This window comes from Roseiterribacter gracilis (assembly GCA_018332375.1).
Taxonomy (GTDB): Bacteria; Pseudomonadota; Alphaproteobacteria; order BOG-932; family Roseiterribacteraceae; genus Roseiterribacter; species Roseiterribacter gracilis.
In genome coordinates, this window is record BOPV01000001.1 from 3,870,693 (window position 1) to 3,888,433 (window position 17,741).

Annotated in this window: 15 protein-coding genes; 9 read left to right on the forward strand and 6 right to left on the reverse strand. The window is 64.0% G+C overall.

Going from position 1 to position 17,741, the window contains the following annotated elements; genetic code table 11:
• Positions 1 to 4: 4 nt before the first annotated feature.
• From dctP to TMPK1_RS19330, 4 genes are read right to left on the reverse strand one after another with little or no spacing between them, the layout of a single operon-like run.
• On the reverse strand, positions 5 to 1,036 hold the full coding sequence (dctP, locus tag TMPK1_RS19315) for a TRAP transporter substrate-binding protein DctP (protein ID WP_420245127.1): 1,032 nt from the start codon (positions 1,034 to 1,036) through the stop codon (positions 5 to 7).
• Positions 1,033 to 2,334 (reverse strand): TRAP transporter large permease, encoded by a 1,302-nt coding sequence (locus TMPK1_RS19320; protein ID WP_420245128.1) that lies wholly within the window; start codon positions 2,332 to 2,334, stop codon positions 1,033 to 1,035. The genes dctP and TMPK1_RS19320 overlap by 4 nt, the downstream gene beginning before the upstream one ends.
• The gene (locus tag TMPK1_RS19325) at positions 2,324 to 2,806 is read right to left on the reverse strand and encodes a TRAP transporter small permease (protein WP_420245130.1); all 483 of its coding nucleotides are present in this window, start codon (positions 2,804 to 2,806) and stop codon (positions 2,324 to 2,326) included. The genes TMPK1_RS19320 and TMPK1_RS19325 overlap by 11 nt, the downstream gene beginning before the upstream one ends.
• A 4-nt stretch (positions 2,807 to 2,810) precedes the next feature.
• Positions 2,811 to 5,495, reverse strand: a complete 2,685-nt coding sequence (locus TMPK1_RS19330; protein WP_420245132.1) for a TonB-dependent receptor domain-containing protein — start codon at positions 5,493 to 5,495, stop codon at positions 2,811 to 2,813.
• Positions 5,496 to 5,757: 262 nt separating this feature from the next.
• Here TMPK1_RS19330 and TMPK1_RS19335 point away from each other — a divergent pair, with 262 nt between their 5' ends.
• The 9 genes from TMPK1_RS19335 (at position 5,758) to TMPK1_RS19375 (ending at position 16,079) form a co-directional block, all read left to right on the forward strand.
• Positions 5,758 to 7,509 (forward strand): CocE/NonD family hydrolase, encoded by a 1,752-nt coding sequence (locus TMPK1_RS19335; RefSeq protein ID WP_420245134.1) that lies wholly within the window; start codon positions 5,758 to 5,760, stop codon positions 7,507 to 7,509.
• On the forward strand, positions 7,506 to 9,071 hold the full coding sequence (locus tag TMPK1_RS19340; protein WP_420245135.1) for an alpha/beta hydrolase domain-containing protein: 1,566 nt from the start codon (positions 7,506 to 7,508) through the stop codon (positions 9,069 to 9,071). Before TMPK1_RS19335 ends, TMPK1_RS19340 begins: the two co-directional genes overlap by 4 nt.
• A 31-nt stretch (positions 9,072 to 9,102) precedes the next feature.
• Positions 9,103 to 9,597, forward strand: coding sequence for a MarR family winged helix-turn-helix transcriptional regulator (locus TMPK1_RS19345; RefSeq protein WP_420245137.1), 495 nt, complete (start codon positions 9,103 to 9,105; stop codon positions 9,595 to 9,597).
• Between the two features lie 130 nt (positions 9,598 to 9,727).
• A complete protein-coding gene (locus tag TMPK1_RS19350) occupies positions 9,728 to 10,969 on the forward strand; it encodes a CaiB/BaiF CoA transferase family protein (RefSeq protein ID WP_420245138.1) in 1,242 nt (413 codons plus the stop codon).
• Between the two features lie 2 nt (positions 10,970 to 10,971).
• Positions 10,972 to 12,069: a 2-hydroxyacyl-CoA dehydratase family protein gene (locus TMPK1_RS19355; RefSeq protein WP_420245140.1), complete on the forward strand. Its 1,098-nt coding sequence runs from the start codon at positions 10,972 to 10,974 to the stop codon at positions 12,067 to 12,069.
• Positions 12,066 to 13,334, forward strand: a complete 1,269-nt coding sequence (locus tag TMPK1_RS19360) for a 2-hydroxyacyl-CoA dehydratase subunit D (RefSeq protein ID WP_420245142.1) — start codon at positions 12,066 to 12,068, stop codon at positions 13,332 to 13,334. Before TMPK1_RS19355 ends, TMPK1_RS19360 begins: the two co-directional genes overlap by 4 nt.
• Entirely contained in the window at positions 13,331 to 14,452 is a 1,122-nt protein-coding gene (locus TMPK1_RS19365; protein WP_420245144.1) for a CapA family protein, read from the forward strand. Before TMPK1_RS19360 ends, TMPK1_RS19365 begins: the two co-directional genes overlap by 4 nt.
• Positions 14,453 to 14,516: 64 nt before the next feature.
• Positions 14,517 to 14,990, forward strand: coding sequence for a MarR family winged helix-turn-helix transcriptional regulator (locus TMPK1_RS19370; RefSeq protein ID WP_420245146.1), 474 nt, complete (start codon positions 14,517 to 14,519; stop codon positions 14,988 to 14,990).
• A 63-nt stretch (positions 14,991 to 15,053) separates the two neighbouring features.
• Positions 15,054 to 16,079, forward strand: coding sequence for an aromatic ring-hydroxylating dioxygenase subunit alpha (locus TMPK1_RS19375; protein WP_420245148.1), 1,026 nt, complete (start codon positions 15,054 to 15,056; stop codon positions 16,077 to 16,079).
• Here TMPK1_RS19375 and mhpT read toward each other — a convergent pair.
• Both mhpT and TMPK1_RS19385 read right to left on the reverse strand, forming a co-directional pair.
• Positions 16,076 to 17,236: a 3-(3-hydroxy-phenyl)propionate transporter MhpT gene (gene mhpT, locus TMPK1_RS19380; RefSeq protein WP_420245150.1), complete on the reverse strand. Its 1,161-nt coding sequence runs from the start codon at positions 17,234 to 17,236 to the stop codon at positions 16,076 to 16,078. The genes TMPK1_RS19375 and mhpT overlap by 4 nt on opposite strands.
• Entirely contained in the window at positions 17,236 to 17,739 is a 504-nt protein-coding gene (locus TMPK1_RS19385; RefSeq protein ID WP_420245151.1) for a MarR family winged helix-turn-helix transcriptional regulator, read from the reverse strand. Before TMPK1_RS19385 ends, mhpT begins: the two co-directional genes overlap by 1 nt.
• Between the last annotated feature and the right edge of the window lie 2 nt (positions 17,740 to 17,741).

Sequence of the window (17,741 nt, forward strand, 5' to 3'; positions counted from 1 at the left end):
AAATCTACTCGGTGGCTTCACATTGCGGCGCGCGTGCCGCGATCAGCGCCTGCGCTTTCTCGAACACCGGCACGCCGTCGAGACCGATCGCAGACAGAAGCTGCGCCTGATGCAGCGCCTTGTCGTTGTAGAGGCGCGCGAAGCGGTCCTGTTCTTCCTGCGTCAACGGTTCGAACTGAATGCCGTGCGCATGGCCGTATTTCGTGCCCGCTTCTTCGGCTGCCAAAAGCTGCTGCATCAACGCCGCTTCCCAGACGCGGTTCGACCGCCGCAACAACGCCTGCAGATCGCCCGGCAATCTGCGCCAGGCCTGATCCGACATTGCGCGGGCGGGATAGGCGCCGCGCGGCACGTGCAACTGCGTGAAGTATTTTGCCACTTCGCCGAAATGCAGACTTTGAATCGTGTCGGCCGGTGCAACGACGCCGTCGATCACGCCTTTGGCCAGCGCTGAATAGACTTCGCCCATCGGCATGTTGACGGGATCGGCGCCCAGCGCTTTCAGCACGTCGACATTCTCGGTCGGTGCGCGCAGTCGCTTGCCCGCGAAATCTTCCAGCGTCTTGATCGGTCGCGTGCGCGTGACGACGCCGGGAAAATTTCCGCCCTGCACGGCCAGCACGTGCAGACCGCGCAGCTCGGCCGTGTAGTCGGGAAAGGCGCCGGCCAGGCATTTGTAGACGCCGACCTGTTCGGCAATGTCGCGTACGCCGCCATAGAAGCCCGATTGCGCGCGCAGCATATGCGCGCCGCCGCGGGTATAGATCGGCGTAATCAAGCCGATATCGACAAGGCCGTGCCGCACTTCGAGCATGCTCATGCTCGACGACAGCAACGACCCCGACCAATAAGGCTTGAACTTGATGCGGCCGCCGCTCTCGCGTTCGACCGTCTGCATCCAGGTGATGTCGGCGCGGCTGAACGGATGGGTCGGCGGATAGGGGCTGCCATAGGTCAGCACATGCTCGGCCGGTGATGGTTCGGGCGAGCAGGCGGCAAGCGCCAGCAGCGCGATGAGCAAGAGGGCGCGCATCATTTCATCACGCTCGGCAGCCACAGCGACAAAGCAGGGATCGCGATCAACATCGCCAGATGCAGAAAGTCGGCGATCAGGAACGGAATGATGCCGCGGAACATCGTGCCGAGCGGAATGTCTTTCGCCATCGCGTGAATGACATAGACGTTGAGCCCCAACGGCGGATGCACGAAGCCGATCTCCATCGTGCGCACCAGATAGATGCCGAACCAGATCGGGCTGAAACCGAGACTGACGGCGATTGGCAGAAAAATCGGCGTCGTCAGCAACATCAGGCCCAGCCCGTCGAGAAACGAGCCGAGCAACAAAAGCACCAGCGCCATCACGACGATTGCCAGCGTAGGGCTGGCGTGGAGATCCGTGACCAGGCGGGAGAGATGGTCCGTGATTCCGGTGACGCTGATGAAGGTAGCAAACAGAATGGCGCCGATGATCACGATGTAGATCATGCCGGTCGTCTGCAGTGTCTTGCGCAGCGCCTGGGCGAAGGCGGGGCGATTGACGCCGCCGCGCACCGTCCACAGCAACAGCGAACAGACGACGCCGACCGATGCGGCTTCGGTGGGGGTGAACCAGCCGATCATCAAGCCGCCGATCACGAACAGGATCAGCAGCGCGATGTCGGCGACTTTGCGCAGCGAGACCAGCCGCTCGCGCCAGCTCACGCGTGCGGTCGGCGGTCCCAGATCAGGGCGGAAGGCGCACAGAACCGCAATCGTGACGAGATAGAACAGCGCCTGCGTCGCACCAGGAATAATCGACGCTGCGAACAGCTTGCCGATCGATTGCTCGGCGATGATGCCGTAGACGATCAGCGCACCCGACGGCGGCACCAGCGACCCCAGCGTTCCGCCCGCAGCGAGCGCACCCGACGCGAAGCCGGGGTGATAGCCCGCTTTGCGCATTTCGGGCAGCGCGACCGAACTGACGGTTGCGACGGTGGCGAGACTCGATCCGCTGATTGCACCGAACCCGGCGCAGCCACCGATCGAGGCCAGTGCCAGCCCGCCGCGGCGATGACCAACGAATTTTGCTGCGACTTCGAAAAAGTCGCGGCTGGCACCGGCGGCAAAACAGAAATGCGCCATCAGCAGAAACAGCGGCAGCACGCCGAGTTCGTATTTGCTGATGATGTCGAAGCTGATGACGCCGAGTTTGATCAGCGCCGCTTCGCCCGAAATCAGGATCGTAAGACCGGCCGCGCCGGTGAAAGCGAGGCTGATGCCGATCGGCACGCCCAGCGTCAGCAGGGCGAGAAGTACGACGATGCCGGCAACGCCGACGAGTTCAGGCGTCATCCGGTGTCCGGCGCAATGCAGCAAGCAGAAACAGACCGGCGACCAGCGCGAAGGCGAAGATCGCGAGCAGGCGGAACCAGCGCAGCGGAATCTGCAGCAGCTCGGTTTGTTCGAAGCCGGACCAGAGGTCGGTTGCAATCCAGCTCGATCCTGCAACCATCAACAGGAACACGATCGCGCTGAGAAAATTGGCGAAGCGCGCCAGCACGCGATTGGCGCGCGCGGGCAGACGTTCGGTGAGGATGTGCACGGCGGCATGGGTGCCGGCCAGGGTCGCGCTGATCATCGCAGAGGTCGCAATCAGCACGACGGTCGTCTGCACCAGCTCGATCGAACCGAGCAGGCTGATTCCGGTGTGACGACCCAGCACCGCCAGCGCATCGATCGCCATCGCGGCAAGCAATCCGGTCGAGCCGACCAGGAATGCCGCGCGCGAGAGCCGACTTTGCGGTTTCGGTGCTGGGTCCTTCACCCCGTTACCACTTCTTGCTGATCGTCAGCGCAACCACGCGACCGACCGGGCTGGTCACGGTCGGATCGAAGCCGCCGCCGCCATTCACGCTCTGCGCAATGTTCACGAAGGGCGGGTCCTTGTCGAACAGGTTGGTCACGTCGAGCGCGATCGTAACGCCGCGCAGCCAGCTAAAGGAATTGTTGTCGAGCTGGTAGGCGAGGTGACCGTCGACGGTCGTGTTCGCATCAACACGCTGCACCGGCGTCGCCAGATTGTTGGTGTAGCTGTTCTGGTAGTTGACGAACCCGGTCGCGGTCCAATTGTCCTTGGTCCAAGCCACACTGCCGCGCGCCTTGAACTTCAATGGATTGAAGATGGTGTTGAGCTGGTCGACCAGCGCCGCGCTCGACGTGATCGCGGTCTTGAAGCTGGTGAAGTAGGTCGCGTTGAAGCCGAACCGGAAATCGCCGATTGGCGTGGTCGGAAGATCATAGCTGAGGTCGAAATCCCAGCCGCGCGCGCGTGTCGTGCTGAGATTGTTCTGTCGGCCATCGACAAACAGCAGCACGGTCGGCGGGATGACGCCACCCAACACCGGATACTGCGCCAGCAGCGCCGCCATCGTCGCAGCCGACGGGTTGCGGTTGATGATGCCGGTGCCGGCGAACTGCGATTCGCGATTGAGCACCGTCAAATCGGCCAGATACGAGGTGATCTGGTTGGCGTAGTTCACGCTGAAATACGACACGCCGATTTTGGCGCGCGGCAGAAAAGCGGGCTGATACTCGGCACCGAACGAACGCGTCGTCGCGGTCTCGGGCACGAGGTTGAGATTGCCGCCCGACAAAGCGACGCCCTGGATCACGGCACCGCCACGCGTCGGGTCAGAATAGTTCTGCACGAAGAGGCCCTGCGATGAGGCGCGCAGCTGCGTCAGCAGCGGAGCGCGGAACGACGTGCCGTAGCTGCCGCGCAAGGTCAGCCCGTCGAGCGGCATCCAGTCGACGCCGACTTTCGGGTTCCGTGTGCTGCCGACGTCGCTGTATTTGTCGATGCGTCCAGCCACGTCGATATTGAGCTTCTGCAAGCCGGGCAACGCGTTTTCCGGGCCGAAGATGGGCACGACCATTTCGCCGTAGCCCGATCGCACGGTGCGGCCAAGCACGAAACGCGTCGAGGTTTCGGCGCCAGGGAAACCGCCGTCCGAGCCGGTGTACAGCGTGTAGTGCTGCCACTCGCCGCCGACGGCGAGTCGTACATTGCCGCCGGGCAGGTGGAACAACGAACCGTCGGCTTTGACTTCGCCGGTCTGCAGCACGCCGCGACCGGGCGCGCCGAACAGCGTGTTGCCAAGCTTCGCCAAGGTCGCCGGATTGTTCGGGCCGCCGAACGGATTCAGCGCCGTCGCCGGATTCGTGTCGGCAAGCGCTGCGGCAACGGCCGCATTGTTGATGCGGTGGTAATCGTTGGAATAGTCGGTATCGACGCCGTGCCCGAAGACCGCGCCGGCTTTCCAGTCGCCGAACAGCTGCACGTCACCGCCGACATAGGCTTGCACGGCGCGCGAATAGCCGACCGACGTGTTCTGCGGCAGCTGCGTGCCGAACGCGTAGGCGACCGTTTCGGTGGTTGCTGTCGAGCCCGCCGGCGCAACGAAGAACGGATTGGCGCGCGGAACGGTCAACGTCGCATTGGTCAGCGCGGGACGGAAACGAAAGGTACGCTCGGCCGCAAAGCCCTCGGCGAAGACACTGATCCGGTCGTTGATGTCCTGGTTCAGCGTAAAGGCGAGGCTGTTGTGGTTCTGCTCGGGGATCAGATCCTGATCTTTGATGTTGTCGCATTTGTTCGACGTGTTCGGCACCAACGAGCCGACCGTTGCCTGCGTCACGCCACCAGCCGGAATGGCATAGGTCACGCCGCTGACTGTGAGCGTGCCGGGGTTGCACTGGACGACGCGGAAATCACCGCCACCGGCCGCCGTCAGGTCGCCGCGGAAATACGAGCGGTCACGACCGCTGAGTGCGCTGTGATACCCGTTCTCGTACGCCAAGGTGACGTGACCGCCGGTCCAGCTGTGCCCCGCGATCGCGCTGAGCTGGCGTTCCCAATAGCTGTCGCCGGTGCCGAAATGAACCTGGGTTTCGACGCCTTCGACGTTGCGGCGCAAGATCAGATTGACCACGCCGGCAACCGCGTCCGAGCCGTAGATCGCCGACGCGCCGTCGGCCACGATCTCGACGCGCTGGAGCGCGATGGTCGGAATCACCGACGGATCGAGCGCCTGGCCGTTGGTGCCTTGCGGCACGGCGCGATGCCCGTTGAGCAAGGTCAAGGTCGCGTAGGGCCCAAGGCCGCGCAGATTGATGCCGGTACCATAGGTGATGTTGCTCGAACCGCCGGTCTGGCCGCGCGAATTCTCCGACACACCCAGATTGAAGACCTGCGGCACTTGCTGAATGAGCTGCGCGCTGGTGACTGCGCCGGACGCGACGACGTCGTCGCGATTCAGGCCCAACACCGCCGAGCCGACCGGCGCGATGCCGCGAATGCGGCTGCCGGTAACCAGCACTTCTTCCGGTGTTTCGGGTGCCGTGACGCTCGTCTGCGCCAGCGCCGGCATTGCGGCGAACAGCGCTGCAAGCGCAACGCCTGAATGGAAGTACGCAGCGAGTCGCGCGAAACCGCGCGTTCCTTCTTGCAGCATCATTGCCTCCCGTAATGCCGGCTTCGTTTCGTGCCGTGCTTAGTATGTAAACTATACAATTGCAGGATGAACCGATATAGGATTCTTCCGAGATTGAAACCCAGAAGCTGCGCAACAACGGCGGCTGGTTTGCTGCAACGCCGAACGAAAGTGCCGTTGCAACACGCGCAGTGGCACCGCGGGCAAGACGTTTTGAACACCAACAGTCGTTGTCTTAAACGATTGTGGCTCTAGGCAGAGACGCGAGCGAGGCGCGACGGCAATGGCATCGCTGAAACCGGGTTTGGTGATCGCGCTGCTCGCATTGTGCGGTGCAGTCGGCGCGTACGCGGACGAACCGCAAAAGGTTTCGCATCCCGGCATGTATCGCGGCTGGAGTGAGCGTCTCTACAACGATCGCGTGCGCACGTCGCAGTACGTTGCAGTCCGTGATGGAACTCGGCTCGCGGTCGACATCTACCGGCCGGCAATCAACGGCAAGCCGGTCGAACTGCGCTACCCGGTCGTCTGGGTGTTCACGCCCTACCGGCGTGCCTTCCGCCAGCCTGACGGTACGATCAAGACGGGTAACGATCCGCTGCTGCGCCTTACTGAGTACGGCTATGTGATTGCGATGGTCGATACGCGCGGCAAGGGCGCGTCGTTCGGCGCGCGCCGCGGTTTTCAGGACCGGACCGAGGCGCTAGACGGCTACGACATCAATGAATGGTTGGCGCTGCAGCCCTGGTCGACCGGCAAAGTCGGGATGGCGGGCTGCTCCTATGTCGGCGGCTCGCAAAAGCTGGTCGCCACCACTGCGCCACCGCATCTGCGCGCGATCTTTCCCGGCTGCACGGACTTCGACAAATACGACTTCGTCAGCCGCGGCGGCATGACGGCGCAGTTTCACACGCGGCCCGAAGATCCGGCGACGGATTGGGGCGAGGGCGTGCTGCCGGTCGACGACGACAAAGACGGCAGCTTGCTGCGCGCGGCGCAGGAAGAGCATCGCGCCAACACGCTGATGGCGCCGATCTGGAAAGAGATTCCCAACCGCGACGGCTGGTCGAAGCTGCTCGGCAGCCAGTATTGGCGCGAAGTCAGTTTCAGTTCGTATGTCGACGTCGTGCAGCGCAGCGGCATTGCGATCTACAATTGGGGCGGCTGGCACGACGAAGGCAGCGAGGCGCAGTTCCTCACCCTCGCCAATCTGCGCAATCCGCAGAAACTATGGATGGGCCCGCTCAGCCATTGCCAATCCGGCGACTTCGATCTCGTCGCCGAGCATCTGCGGTTCTTCGATTATTGGCTGAAAGACATCGACAACGGGATTATGCGCGAGCCGCCGATCTATTACGCGACGCTCGACGCACCTGCGGGAAAGGAATTTCAGTTCGCTGACAAATGGCCGCTGCCAGACGAGCGCCGCACCCGCTTCTACCTGCGTGACGGTGGCGTTCTCGCCACCGGACCAGCGCGCGCAGGCAAAACAATGCTGCAGGTCGACTACAACGTATCGTGCGCGCAGCCGCCGATCTTCTGGCCCTGCGTGCAGGACGCCAAAGGTGCGACCTTCACGACGCCGGCGCTGTCGCGGAATTTGCGCATCACCGGCCATCCCGTCGTGCATCTGTGGGTGACGTCGACAGCGACGGACGGCGATTTCTTCGCCTATCTCGAAGATATTCGCCCCGACGGCAGCGTCGACATCGTCGCGCATGGACGGTTGCAGGCCTCGGCGCGTGCGCTGCAGACGCCGCGCTTCAACAATCTCGGCCTGCCCTGGCATCGCGTCGAAGGCGCCGACCGGATCAATCTGGTTCCGGGCAAGCCGACCGAGCTTGTCTTCGCGCTGCTGCCGACCTCGAAGATCTTCCAGGCCGGTCACAAAATGCGCGTGACGATCACTGGGGCAGATCCACGCCAGCGCGACCGGCGCGAAATGTCACCGCCGCCGCGAGTCGAGATCCTCGCCGACGGCGCACACACATCCTTCGTCGAATTGCCGGTGATCCCGGATCGGACGGTGCAATGAAGCTGCTGCAGCTCGCGCTGTTGTTGTTCGTTGCGTCGGCACAGGCGACTGACTTGCCCACCGTGCGCGGTCCGATTCCGGTGACCGCGACGTCGACCATCTACGGCGCTGCGCATGTGCCGGGTGCAGCTCAGTCGATCGATCTCGATGCGGCCGGCTATGTCGAAGAAGAGTATTTCCTCACCGGCACGGCCAATCTGTACGGCTACAAGCCCGATCTGACGCACGAGACCTTGCGCAGCGCGGTGCCGTACACGACGCGCATCGTGCTGCGCCGGCCGCGCGATCCCGCCAAGTTCAGCGGCAACGTGCAGCTCGAAAGCGCGCATCCGATGGAAGGCAACGCGGCAAGCTGGGCTGCCGCGGCGCCGTACATGCTGCGGCATGGCGATGCCTATGTTCTTCTGCTGGCCGGGGCCGATGCGCTGACGCGCGGAACCAGCGGCGATCCGATGCGACGCCAGGCGTTGCAACTGCAACCCGGCGCAGACGGAGCCATCGCGCCGGTTGCGGCGCACGATCTGCTGCGCTGGTTTGATCCGGTGCGCTATGCGCCGATCAACTGGCCCGACGATGACGGCGTGCGCTGGGACGTGATCGTGCAAGTGGGACAGTTGCTGCGCAGCGACGTGCCGCAGAATCCATTGCATCGTTTTCGCGTCCGCCACATCTACATGTCCGGCTGGTCGTTCACCGGCAGCCTGATCCGCACTTTCATCAACGAAGGATTCCACGATCGCGCCCGTCTCGCCAACGGCGCGCCGGTGTTCGACGGGTATCTGATCGGCGTCTCGGCCGGCCCGTACATCGCGGGCTATGTGCCGCTCAACAGCCAGACGCCGATGCTTCCGCCCGACAGTCCGCGGCGCGTGTTGCGCGCAATCGACGTGCCCGTCATCGAATTGCTGAGCGAGAACGAAGCGCCGACCAATGTCGGCCCAACGTTGCCCGAGCCGGACAGCGTGCGCGGCGGTCATCGCCTCTACGAAGTGCCGGGCCAGACCCATGCCGAAGGTCGCGCGCTCGGCGGACGCGCCGGTTCGACCATGCAGGCACAGCTCGCCGCGCGCGGCTATCCGCTGCGCCCGCCTGGCGAAGAGGCGCGTTGCAAAGCGCCGCCAAGCGACGTGCCGATCGGCCATCTGGCGATTGCCGCGTTCGACAATCTCGATCGCTGGGTGCGCACCGGCACAGCGCCGCCCAAGGCCGCACGCATGGCGATCGATCCACAAACGCAGCTTCCGTTGCGCGATGCGGTCGGCAATGCGCGCGGCGGCGTACGCACTGTGCACGTCGAGGTTCCGTTGGCCCGATATGACGTAAAAGGCGACGGCTCGCCGGATTGCATCAATCCACGCACGCCATTCCTGCCGATCCGTCGCGTCCTGCTGCCGCGCAGCGAGCTTGAATCGCTCTACGGCAACGAGACCTCCTACCGCGCCAAAATGGAAGCGGCGCTGGATCGTATGGTTCGCGCGCGTTGGCTGTTGCCGCCAGAAGCCGCGGCCGAGCGTGCGGCGCTGCGCGCGCTGGCGCACGATGCATTTGCCGGAGGCGGTTGAGCTTGTGCAGGAAACGCGTCACGTTCGACTTATGACGAAGCCCAAGAAAAGCACCGCGAAAGCCGCGAAGAACAAGGGCGTCGAGGACACGGCCGACCGCGCGATCGACTACAGTTTCCTGCCCGATCTGCTGGGATTCAACATCCGCCGGGTACAGATCGAGCTGTGGCGCGACTTCGTACACAAGCTCGACGACGAGCAATTTCGTTCGGGCGAATTCAGCGCGCTGGCCTTGATCGTCGCCAATCCGGGAATCTCGCAGACCGAACTGGCGCGCGCATTGGCGATCGACAAAGCCCACACGGTGGCGCTGCTCGACGATCTGGAAAAGAACGGCTGGGCGGCGCGGACGCGGTCGGTCGAAGATCGCCGTCGCCACACACTGGCCGCGACGCCGGCCGGGCGCAAAGCGCTGGTGCGGCTGCGCAAGTCGATGATCGAGCACGAGCAGAAATTCTGCGCGCTGTATTCGCCAAAAGAACTACAAACCTTGTTGTCACTGCTGCAACGGCTCTACACGCGCTGATCGTCTGCGCTGCAGCGCAAAATACGCTGACATTGCCCGGGGTCTGCGAAACCGTTATTGTTCTATACAATTACGTACCGCAACGATTTTGAGGACGGGTGCTGCCAAGGCCCCGTATCTGCAGCCCGCCATGACATCCCTGCCCAAACCGCTCGACGGGATCACCGTCATCGACACGACGGTCGCGCTTGCGGGGCCCTATGCGACCCTGCTGCTCGCCGGGCTGGGGGCGCGGGTGATCAAGGTAGAAAATCCGCTCAGCCCGGATCCGTCGCGCAGCAACGTTCCCTATCTCGGCAAGGGCGGCGCGCATCTGATGCGCGACAGCGACGATGATATTTCGATTTCGGCGCTCAACCGGCTGCGTAACAAGCAGGGCGTCACGCTCAATCTGAAACACGCGGACGGAAAGCGGATCTTTGGCGAACTGCTGCGCCAGGCCGACGTGGTGGTCGAGAATTTCAGCCACGGCACGATGGAGAAGCTGGGCGTCGGTTACAGCTTCGCGCGCGAAGTAAACCCGCGCATCGTTTATTGCTCGATCACCGGATTCGGTGCGCAAGGCGAGCCGGGCTCGGGCAAAGCGATGGATGCGATCATCCAAGCGCTCAGCGGCGTGATGCATACGTCGGGCGCGCCGGAAGATCCGCCGATCCGCGTCGGCTTTCCGCTGGCCGATCTGTCGGCGCCGTTGTTCGGCGTCATCGGCATTCTGGCGGCGCTGTTTCAAGCGCGCAGCACCGGCATCGGTCAACATGTCGACGTATCGATGTTGGGCGTGCTGACCTCGATGGTAGCGACCGAGCCCTATGACATTCTCGAACGGTTCGGCATTCCGATGCGCACCGGTCAAACTGTGCCGCGCTTGGCGCCGTTCGGCGTGTACCGCACGCGCGACGGGCATGTCGCGGTCTGCGCGCCTACCGATACGTTTGCACGCGGCGTGTTTGCGGCGATGGATCAGGCAGGATTGGCCAACGACGCGCGCTTCGTCACGCGCGACCTGCGTGTGCAGAACGTCGCCGCGCTGGAAGCGCTGATCGAACCCTGGGCGCTGTCGCTCGCGGCGCAGGACATGGTCGACCGTCTGGCTCGCAACGGCGTGCCCGCCGCCGTCGTGCGCGATCCGTCAGCGGCGGTGCGCGATCCGCTGTTGCTCGAACGCGGCGAAACCGTCCGCCTGTCGCATCCGAAATTCGGCCAGACCGACGAAGTCTACGGGCCGGGCCTGCCGATCCGGTTTTCCGAATCGGCATCGGGCTTCGATCAGCCGCCGCCGGGGCTGGGCGAGCATAATCAGGCGATCTACGGCGATCTGCTTGGCTACAGGCAAGACGAGATCGAACGTCTGCAGCAGCAGGGCGTCATCTGACAATGTCCGATCTCGACACCGCATTGGCGGCGTTCGATCACGCAGCGTCGGTACCGGTCCAAGGACGACGCCAAGTCGGCCTTGTGTCGCCGCAGATTCCAGCCGAGCTGGTGCGCGCTGCGGACGCCGCGCCAATTCTGCTGTGGCCGCAATTTACCGGAAGCAGCGATCTTGCCGATCGCTACATGGAATATTTCTTCGAGGCGCCGCTGCGTCATTTGTTCGATGCGGCTGCGGGCGGCGCACTCGATCATCTCGATCTGCTGGTCGTGCCGCGCACGTCGGAAAGCTTCACCAAGTTCTATCTCTATCTGCGCGAAGTGCAGCGCCAGGAGCCGGCGCGAAACATCCCGACCCTGCATCTGTTCGATCTGCTGCACACACAGGGCGAGTCGGTGCGGCGGCACAATCGCGGCGAGGTCGAGCGACTGTACCATCGCGTCTGCGCATTGACCGGCACCGCGCCGTCGGCCGATGCGTTGCTTGGCGCAGCCGACGATGAGGCGGCGATCCGGACCGAGCTGCAGGCCTTGCTGCCGCTACGCCGCAGCGCCGTTCTGACCGGCTGCGATGCGTTGCGGATCTATGCCGGCGTGCGGGCGATGACGCCCGACCAGGTTGGAAATGCGGTGCGCGCGGTGATCAAAGCGTCGAGCACCGTGCCGGTGCGCACGGGCGCACGCTTGTTGCTGCTCGGCCCGTCATTGCCGCATCCGGCGTTGTGCGCGCGGATCGAAGCGACGGGTGCCACGATCGTCGCCGAAGAACATCCTTGGGGCGGCCGCGTGTTCGAACCCGCCGCGCGCAGCGGCGACACGCTCGGCGCAATCGCCGAGCGGGCGCGGCATGTCGTGCCGTCGGCACGCAGCTTCTCGGCTGGCAGCGATTGGATCCGGCAGGCAGCGTCGGCTGCGAATGCGCAAGGCGCGGTGTTCGTGATTCCGTCGAACGACGACTCGTACGGGTGGGATTATCCGGCCTGCCGCGATCTCTGCCGCGCGTTGGGACTGCGCACCTTGCTGCTGCGTCCCGTCGACCGAGATCCCGCCGATGCTGGTGCGCAGATCGACGAATTCCTCGCCGCAGAGCACGCAGCATGAACCGGATCGAGAAACAACTCGCAGTGACGGGGCAGGCGGGCGCCTATCAGAAGGCCTGGTTTGCCGATCTGCGCGAACGGATTCTGACGCGCGGCGAGCCCTACGCGATCATGCAGGCCGACACGCCGCACGAAATCTTTCACGCGATGGATATTCCCATCGTCACCAACCAATGGTGGGCCGCAGTGATCGCGGCCAAGCAATTGTCGCCGCTCTATTTCGATTTCCTGAAAGAGCAGGGCTATCACGAAGGTCTGTGCCGCTATTGCAGCCTGGGTCTGGCTGCGACGTTGCACAACGATCCGTCGATCGCGCCGTGGGGCGGCTTGCCGAAACCGCTGCTGCTGTGTGCGCGCCTGACCTGCGATTGCGTGCAGCGCGTGTTTCGCCTGTGGGGTGACGCGCTGGGCGCGCCGTTCTTCCCGATCGACAATCCTGGCATCGAAAGCCCGTCGCCACGCTGGTGGGAAGACGGGATCGAGAATTGGGAGTCGCTGTACCAGCCGCACCGCCTTGATCTGATGGTCGGCCAGTTGGAAGAGCTGATCGCCTTCGCCGAACAACGTACCGGCCGTACATTCGATCGCGCGCATTTCAGCCGCATGATGGAGCTGATCGACCGGCAGGAAACCGTGCTGGGCGAAGCCGACCGGTTGATCGCAGAAGCGCCCAAATGTCCGGTGCGCGTCGCCGAACAGATGACCAACACGATGACGGCGCAATGGCATCGCGGCACCGAGTGGGGCCTGGCACATGCGACCGCGTTCCGGGACGAGGTACGCGCACGCGTCGATGCCGGGATCGCGGCGGTTCCGAACGAGCGCAAACGGCTGATGTGGATCGGTGCCGGCCTGTGGCACGACACCAGCTTCTACAGCGCGTTCGAAGAAAGCCACGGCGCCGTCTTCACCTGGTCAATGTATCTGCCGTTTGCGTTTGCCGGCTATGTGCGCCGGCCATTGACCGATCCGATGCGCGCGCTGGCGTCGCGCGTCGCCAGCATGAACGAACAGCTTCACAATCCGCCTTGGATCAATAGCTGGCTGGTGCATGAAGCGCAGCGCAACCGCATCGATGGCGCGTTGGTGCTGATGCCGAAAAGCTGCCATCCCGCAGCCGCCTCGTCGAAATTCATCGCGCGCGATCTCGAAGCGGCCGGCGTGCCGGTGCTGGAGATCTGGACCGACATGGTCGACAGCCGCGACTGGGATGGGCCCGCCATGCAGGCGCGCGTTGCAACGTTTCTGGAGGAGCGTCTGGGATGAGCGAAGCCACCATTCTGATGGTTGGCGATCTGGTGCTGGACGTGCCCGAGATCGAACCGTTGTTCAACGCCAGCCGCGCGACGTTGCGCGCCGCCGATCTTGTCGTCGGGCATGTCGAAGTTCCGCATACGCTGCGCGGCACGCAATCGGTCGGCAACGTGCCGGCGCCGCTCAACGATCCGCAACGTCTCGAGCCGCTGCAGGGCGCGGGATTTCACCTCGCGACTTTGGCGGGCAATCATATTTACGACCAAGGGCCGCTCGGCATTTCGGACACGATCGACAAGCTGCGGTCGCTTGGCATCGAACCGACTGGCGCCGGTCCCAATCTCGAAGCGGCGCGCAAACCTGCGATCGCGCAGCGCAACGGCATTCGCGTCGGCGTGCTCAGCTACAATTGCGTTGGCCCGCGCGAATCCTGGGCCTCGGCCAACAAGGCCGGCTGCGCCTACGTGCATGTCATGACGCATTACGAAGTCGATTATGCCGGCCCGGGCGGACCGCCGCAGATCTACACCTTCGCCGAACCGTCGCATCTCGAAGCGATGCAGGGCGACATCGAACGGCTGCGCGAACAAGCCGACATCGTCATCGTGGCGCTGCATAAAGGCCTCGGCCACACGCCCGCGGTGGTCGGCGCGTACGAACGTCAGATCGCCAAAGGCGCGATCGATGCCGGTGCCGATATCGTGATCGGCCATCACGCGCATATTCTGCGCGGCGTCGAGACCTACAAAGGAAAACCGATTTTCCACGGGCTGGGAAATTTCGTCACCGTGACCCGCGCGCTGGCGGTCGAGGACAATGCCAGCCCCGAACGGCTGGCTTGGGCCAAGCGTCGCCGCGCCTTGTTCGGCTTCGAACCCGATCCGAATTACCCGACCTATCCGTTTCACCCCGAAGCCAAGAACACGATGATCGCGTCTTGCACCGTCACGCGCGACGGCGTGAAAGATGCGGGCTTTCTGCCCTGCTGGGTGAAACCGAACGGCGAGCCCGAAGTGCTGGGACGCGATGCGCGCGGCATCGAGGTCGCGGCCTATATCGAAAAGATTACGCAGGATGCGGGCTTGAAGGCGAATTTCCGCTGGGACGGCGACCGCGTCGTCTTTACCTGACCGCGCGCTTGCCAATCCAGGTCTGCGGCCAGATCATCGGATTGGATTGGAATCGGGAAAGATCATGGCGGCACCGCGAAAAGCAGCGAAGCAGGTGGAAGAGATCGACGACGATCGGCTCGATCTTGGCGATCTGTCCGAGCTGCTCGGCTTTCAGCTGCGGCTGGCGCAGGCGGCGATGCATCGCGACTTCGTCGAAGCGATGGGCGATCTCGACTTCAAGCAACGGCCGCTTGCGACCTTGATGCTGATCGGTAGCAATCCCGGCGTATCCCAGATTGCACTGGCGAACACGCTGGGCACCGATCGCGCCACGATGATGATGATGGTCGACAAGCTGCAGGATCGCGGATTGTTGATCCGCACGCGCTCGACCGCGGACCGGCGCCGCCAGGCGCTGCACCTGACGCCGGCCGGTACCAAGGCGATCCGCGATGCGCGGCGCCGCATCCAGACGCACGAAAAGAAGTTCATCGACCTGTTCACGCCCGCCGAGCTGAAAAAGCTGCGTGAGTTTTTGCAGCGCATCTCGGCCTGAGAAACATTGCCTGCGCCGCGGCGGTGATTAGTATGTTTTCTATACGATCACCGGAGACGGCGGATGTTCCTTCGCAACCAATGGTACGTCGCGGCCTGGGACTATGAGGTCGATCGCCAGCCGATCGCGCGTACGATCTGCGGCGAACCGATCGTGCTCTATCGCCGCTTCGATCGGACGTTGGTCGCGATGCGCGACGCCTGCCCACACCGGCTGCTGCCGCTGTCGATGGGGCTGAAAGAGGGCGACAATCTTCGCTGTCGCTATCACGGTCTGCTGCTCGACAGTCACGGCACGGCGCTCGAGATGCCGCACGGCGAACGTGTCACCAAACATCTGTGCGCGCGTACCTATCCGATCGTCGAACGGCATCGCTTCGCCTGGATCTGGATCGGCGATGCGGAACTTGCCGATCCGGCCCTGATTCCCGATTTCTGGCCGTGTTCGCATCCGGCCTGGCGCTTCGACGGCGGCTACTATCACATCAAGTGCGATTACCGTCTGGCGATCGACAATCTGATGGACCTGACGCACGAGACCTATGTCCATCAAGGGTCGATCGGTCAGCCCGAAATTCTGGCCGCGCCGATCGACACGCGCGTCGAAGACGAAAGCGTGTTCGTCACGCGCTGGATGCCCGATATCGACCCGCCGCCATTCTGGCGCGACGCGCTGAAGCGCGACGGGCGCGTCGATCGCTGGCAGATCTGTCGCTTCATCGCACCGTCGAGCGTGATCATCGATGTCGGCGTCGCGCCGGTCGAAGCGGGTGCGACGGTCGAGAACCACGATCAGGGCGTGCGTGGGTTCGTGATCGATGCGCTGACGCCCGAAAGCGCAACCACCAGCCATTATTTCTGGGGCATGGCGCGCAATTTCGACATTGACGATGCGGGCTTCACCGCGCGCTTCAAAGCGCAGCAGGGCGGTGTGTTTCTCGAAGATGTCGACGTGCTGGAGGCGCAACAGCGCTCGATCGAAGCCAATCCTGACATGGCGCTGCGCGTCTTCGCGATCGATGTCGGCGGTACGCGGGCGCGCCAGGTGATCGACAAGAAACTGAAGGCGCAGGGCGCCGCAGCGAGCTAGCGGCGTTTCACCAGCAGGAAGGTCGCGATCGCGCCCAACGCCGCAATCGGCACGATGCCCAGCAGAACTTCGGCGCTGCTGCGGCCGGCAGCGACCAGCGTTCCCGCCAGCAGCGGACCGACGACCGAGCCCAATCGTCCGACCGCAACTGCAGCGCCGACGCCGGTGCCGCGTACGTCGATTGGATATTGCAGCGGTGCCAGCCCGTAGAGGATCGCCTGCACCGCAACGATCGCAGTGCCGACGAGTCCGCCCGCGATTGCGACATAGAGAAAGACCGGCGGCGACGCGGCCAGGATCGCCAAGGATGCGATCAAGCCGCCGAACGCGGTGACGACCACGACGCGCTGGCGAAACAGATCCATGGCGCGTCCAGCCGTAAGTCCGCCCAGCGCGCCCGCAAGATTGAACGCGATCTGCACCATGCCGGCCTGGGTGCGATCGACGCCGCGCGCGACCAGCAATGCGGGCAACCAGTTCAGCAGCAGATACAGAACCAGCAGCGAGAAGAAGAATCCGGCCCACAGCGACGCGGTCGTGCGCCACGTGCCGGCGCTGAACAAGGCGGCCAGCGCACGCGCGCGATTGCTGGCCGCGCTTTCGGTGCGCGGCTGCATCGTGTTCGGCAGAAAGCGCAGCAACAGCGGCGCAACCAGCAACGGTGCTGCGCCGCCAATCAGAAAGATCGTCGACCAGCCGCCGTGCAATCCCAGCACCGACAACAAGGCGGCAACGCCGCCGCCGGTCGGAATCCCGGCATACATGGCCGCGACTGCGAAGCCGGTCTTGCCCGGCCGGCTGCTTTCCGCGGCGACCGCGATCAGGCTCGGCAACGCGCCGCCCAGACCGACACCGGTCAACAAGCGCGCGACGAACAGGCTGGTGAAATCCCACGCGAAAGCCGTCGCGATCGAGCAGACGCCGAACAGCACCAACGCGACGATCAGGCCGAACTTACGGCCGAGCCGATCGGCGATGCGCCCGCCAATCAGCGCGCCCAGCATCAGCCCCAAGGTCGCGGCGCTGAAAAACAGCCCCATCTGTTCCGGCGCCAGTCCGAAGGCGGGGCCCAGCAACGGTGCAGCCACGCCCGCTGCTTGCAGGTCGAAGCCTTCGATCATCGCGACGATGAAACACAGCGCGATGGTCGCGCGCATCAGCCGGCCGAACTGCGCAATTTGCTCAGCAATCCGAACAGCTGTTCGCGTTCTTCCGGCGACAGGTGGCGCAGCAGCGAGTCTTCATGCGCGATGATGCGCTTGCGCCAGGCGGCGAGTTGCTTGGCCGCGCCGGGCGCCAAGGTGAGAAGCTGTACGCGGCGGTCTTTGGAATCGGCGGCGCGCTTCAACAGGCCGCGCTGTTCCAGCTCGACCACCAGCGGGACCATGTTGGTCTTTTTGATCGCGAGGATGCGCGACAACTCGCTGGGCGAAATGCCGGGCGTTTCTTCGACGTGGGACAGGATGGCGAACTGCGCCGGCCGCAGCGGCACGTCGCGAAACAGATCGACGAAGCCGGCCATGAACACGCCCGAGGCGCGCCGCAGCTGATAGCCGATCAGCCGGTCGAGATGGTTCGGCTTTTGTGTGCGATCGGCGGCGTCTGCGGCGGCGGCTTTTGCGCCGGATTTTTTTGGCGGCTTGTCCAGTTTGCTCCCCATTC

What these genes read in the sequence shown, in the direction of transcription:
- TMPK1_RS19385 (WP_420245151.1), bottom strand. Translation starts at nt 17,739, where the DNA reads ATGGGGAGCAAACTGGACAAGCCGCCAAAAAAATCCGGCGCAAAAGCC.
- TMPK1_RS19370 (WP_420245146.1), top strand. Translation starts at nt 14,517, where the DNA reads ATGGCGGCACCGCGAAAAGCAGCGAAGCAGGTGGAAGAGATCGACGAC.
- TMPK1_RS19375 (WP_420245148.1), top strand. Translation starts at nt 15,054, where the DNA reads ATGTTCCTTCGCAACCAATGGTACGTCGCGGCCTGGGACTATGAGGTC.
- mhpT (WP_420245150.1), bottom strand. Translation starts at nt 17,236, where the DNA reads ATGCGCGCGACCATCGCGCTGTGTTTCATCGTCGCGATGATCGAAGGC.
- TMPK1_RS19330 (WP_420245132.1), bottom strand. Translation starts at nt 5,495, where the DNA reads ATGCTGCAAGAAGGAACGCGCGGTTTCGCGCGACTCGCTGCGTACTTC.
- TMPK1_RS19365 (WP_420245144.1), top strand. Translation starts at nt 13,331, where the DNA reads ATGAGCGAAGCCACCATTCTGATGGTTGGCGATCTGGTGCTGGACGTG.
- TMPK1_RS19355 (WP_420245140.1), top strand. Translation starts at nt 10,972, where the DNA reads ATGTCCGATCTCGACACCGCATTGGCGGCGTTCGATCACGCAGCGTCG.
- TMPK1_RS19335 (WP_420245134.1), top strand. Translation starts at nt 5,758, where the DNA reads ATGGCATCGCTGAAACCGGGTTTGGTGATCGCGCTGCTCGCATTGTGC.
- TMPK1_RS19340 (WP_420245135.1), top strand. Translation starts at nt 7,506, where the DNA reads ATGAAGCTGCTGCAGCTCGCGCTGTTGTTGTTCGTTGCGTCGGCACAG.
- TMPK1_RS19320 (WP_420245128.1), bottom strand. Translation starts at nt 2,334, where the DNA reads ATGACGCCTGAACTCGTCGGCGTTGCCGGCATCGTCGTACTTCTCGCC.
- TMPK1_RS19350 (WP_420245138.1), top strand. Translation starts at nt 9,728, where the DNA reads ATGACATCCCTGCCCAAACCGCTCGACGGGATCACCGTCATCGACACG.
- dctP (WP_420245127.1), bottom strand. Translation starts at nt 1,036, where the DNA reads ATGATGCGCGCCCTCTTGCTCATCGCGCTGCTGGCGCTTGCCGCCTGC.
- TMPK1_RS19360 (WP_420245142.1), top strand. Translation starts at nt 12,066, where the DNA reads ATGAACCGGATCGAGAAACAACTCGCAGTGACGGGGCAGGCGGGCGCC.
- TMPK1_RS19345 (WP_420245137.1), top strand. Translation starts at nt 9,103, where the DNA reads ATGACGAAGCCCAAGAAAAGCACCGCGAAAGCCGCGAAGAACAAGGGC.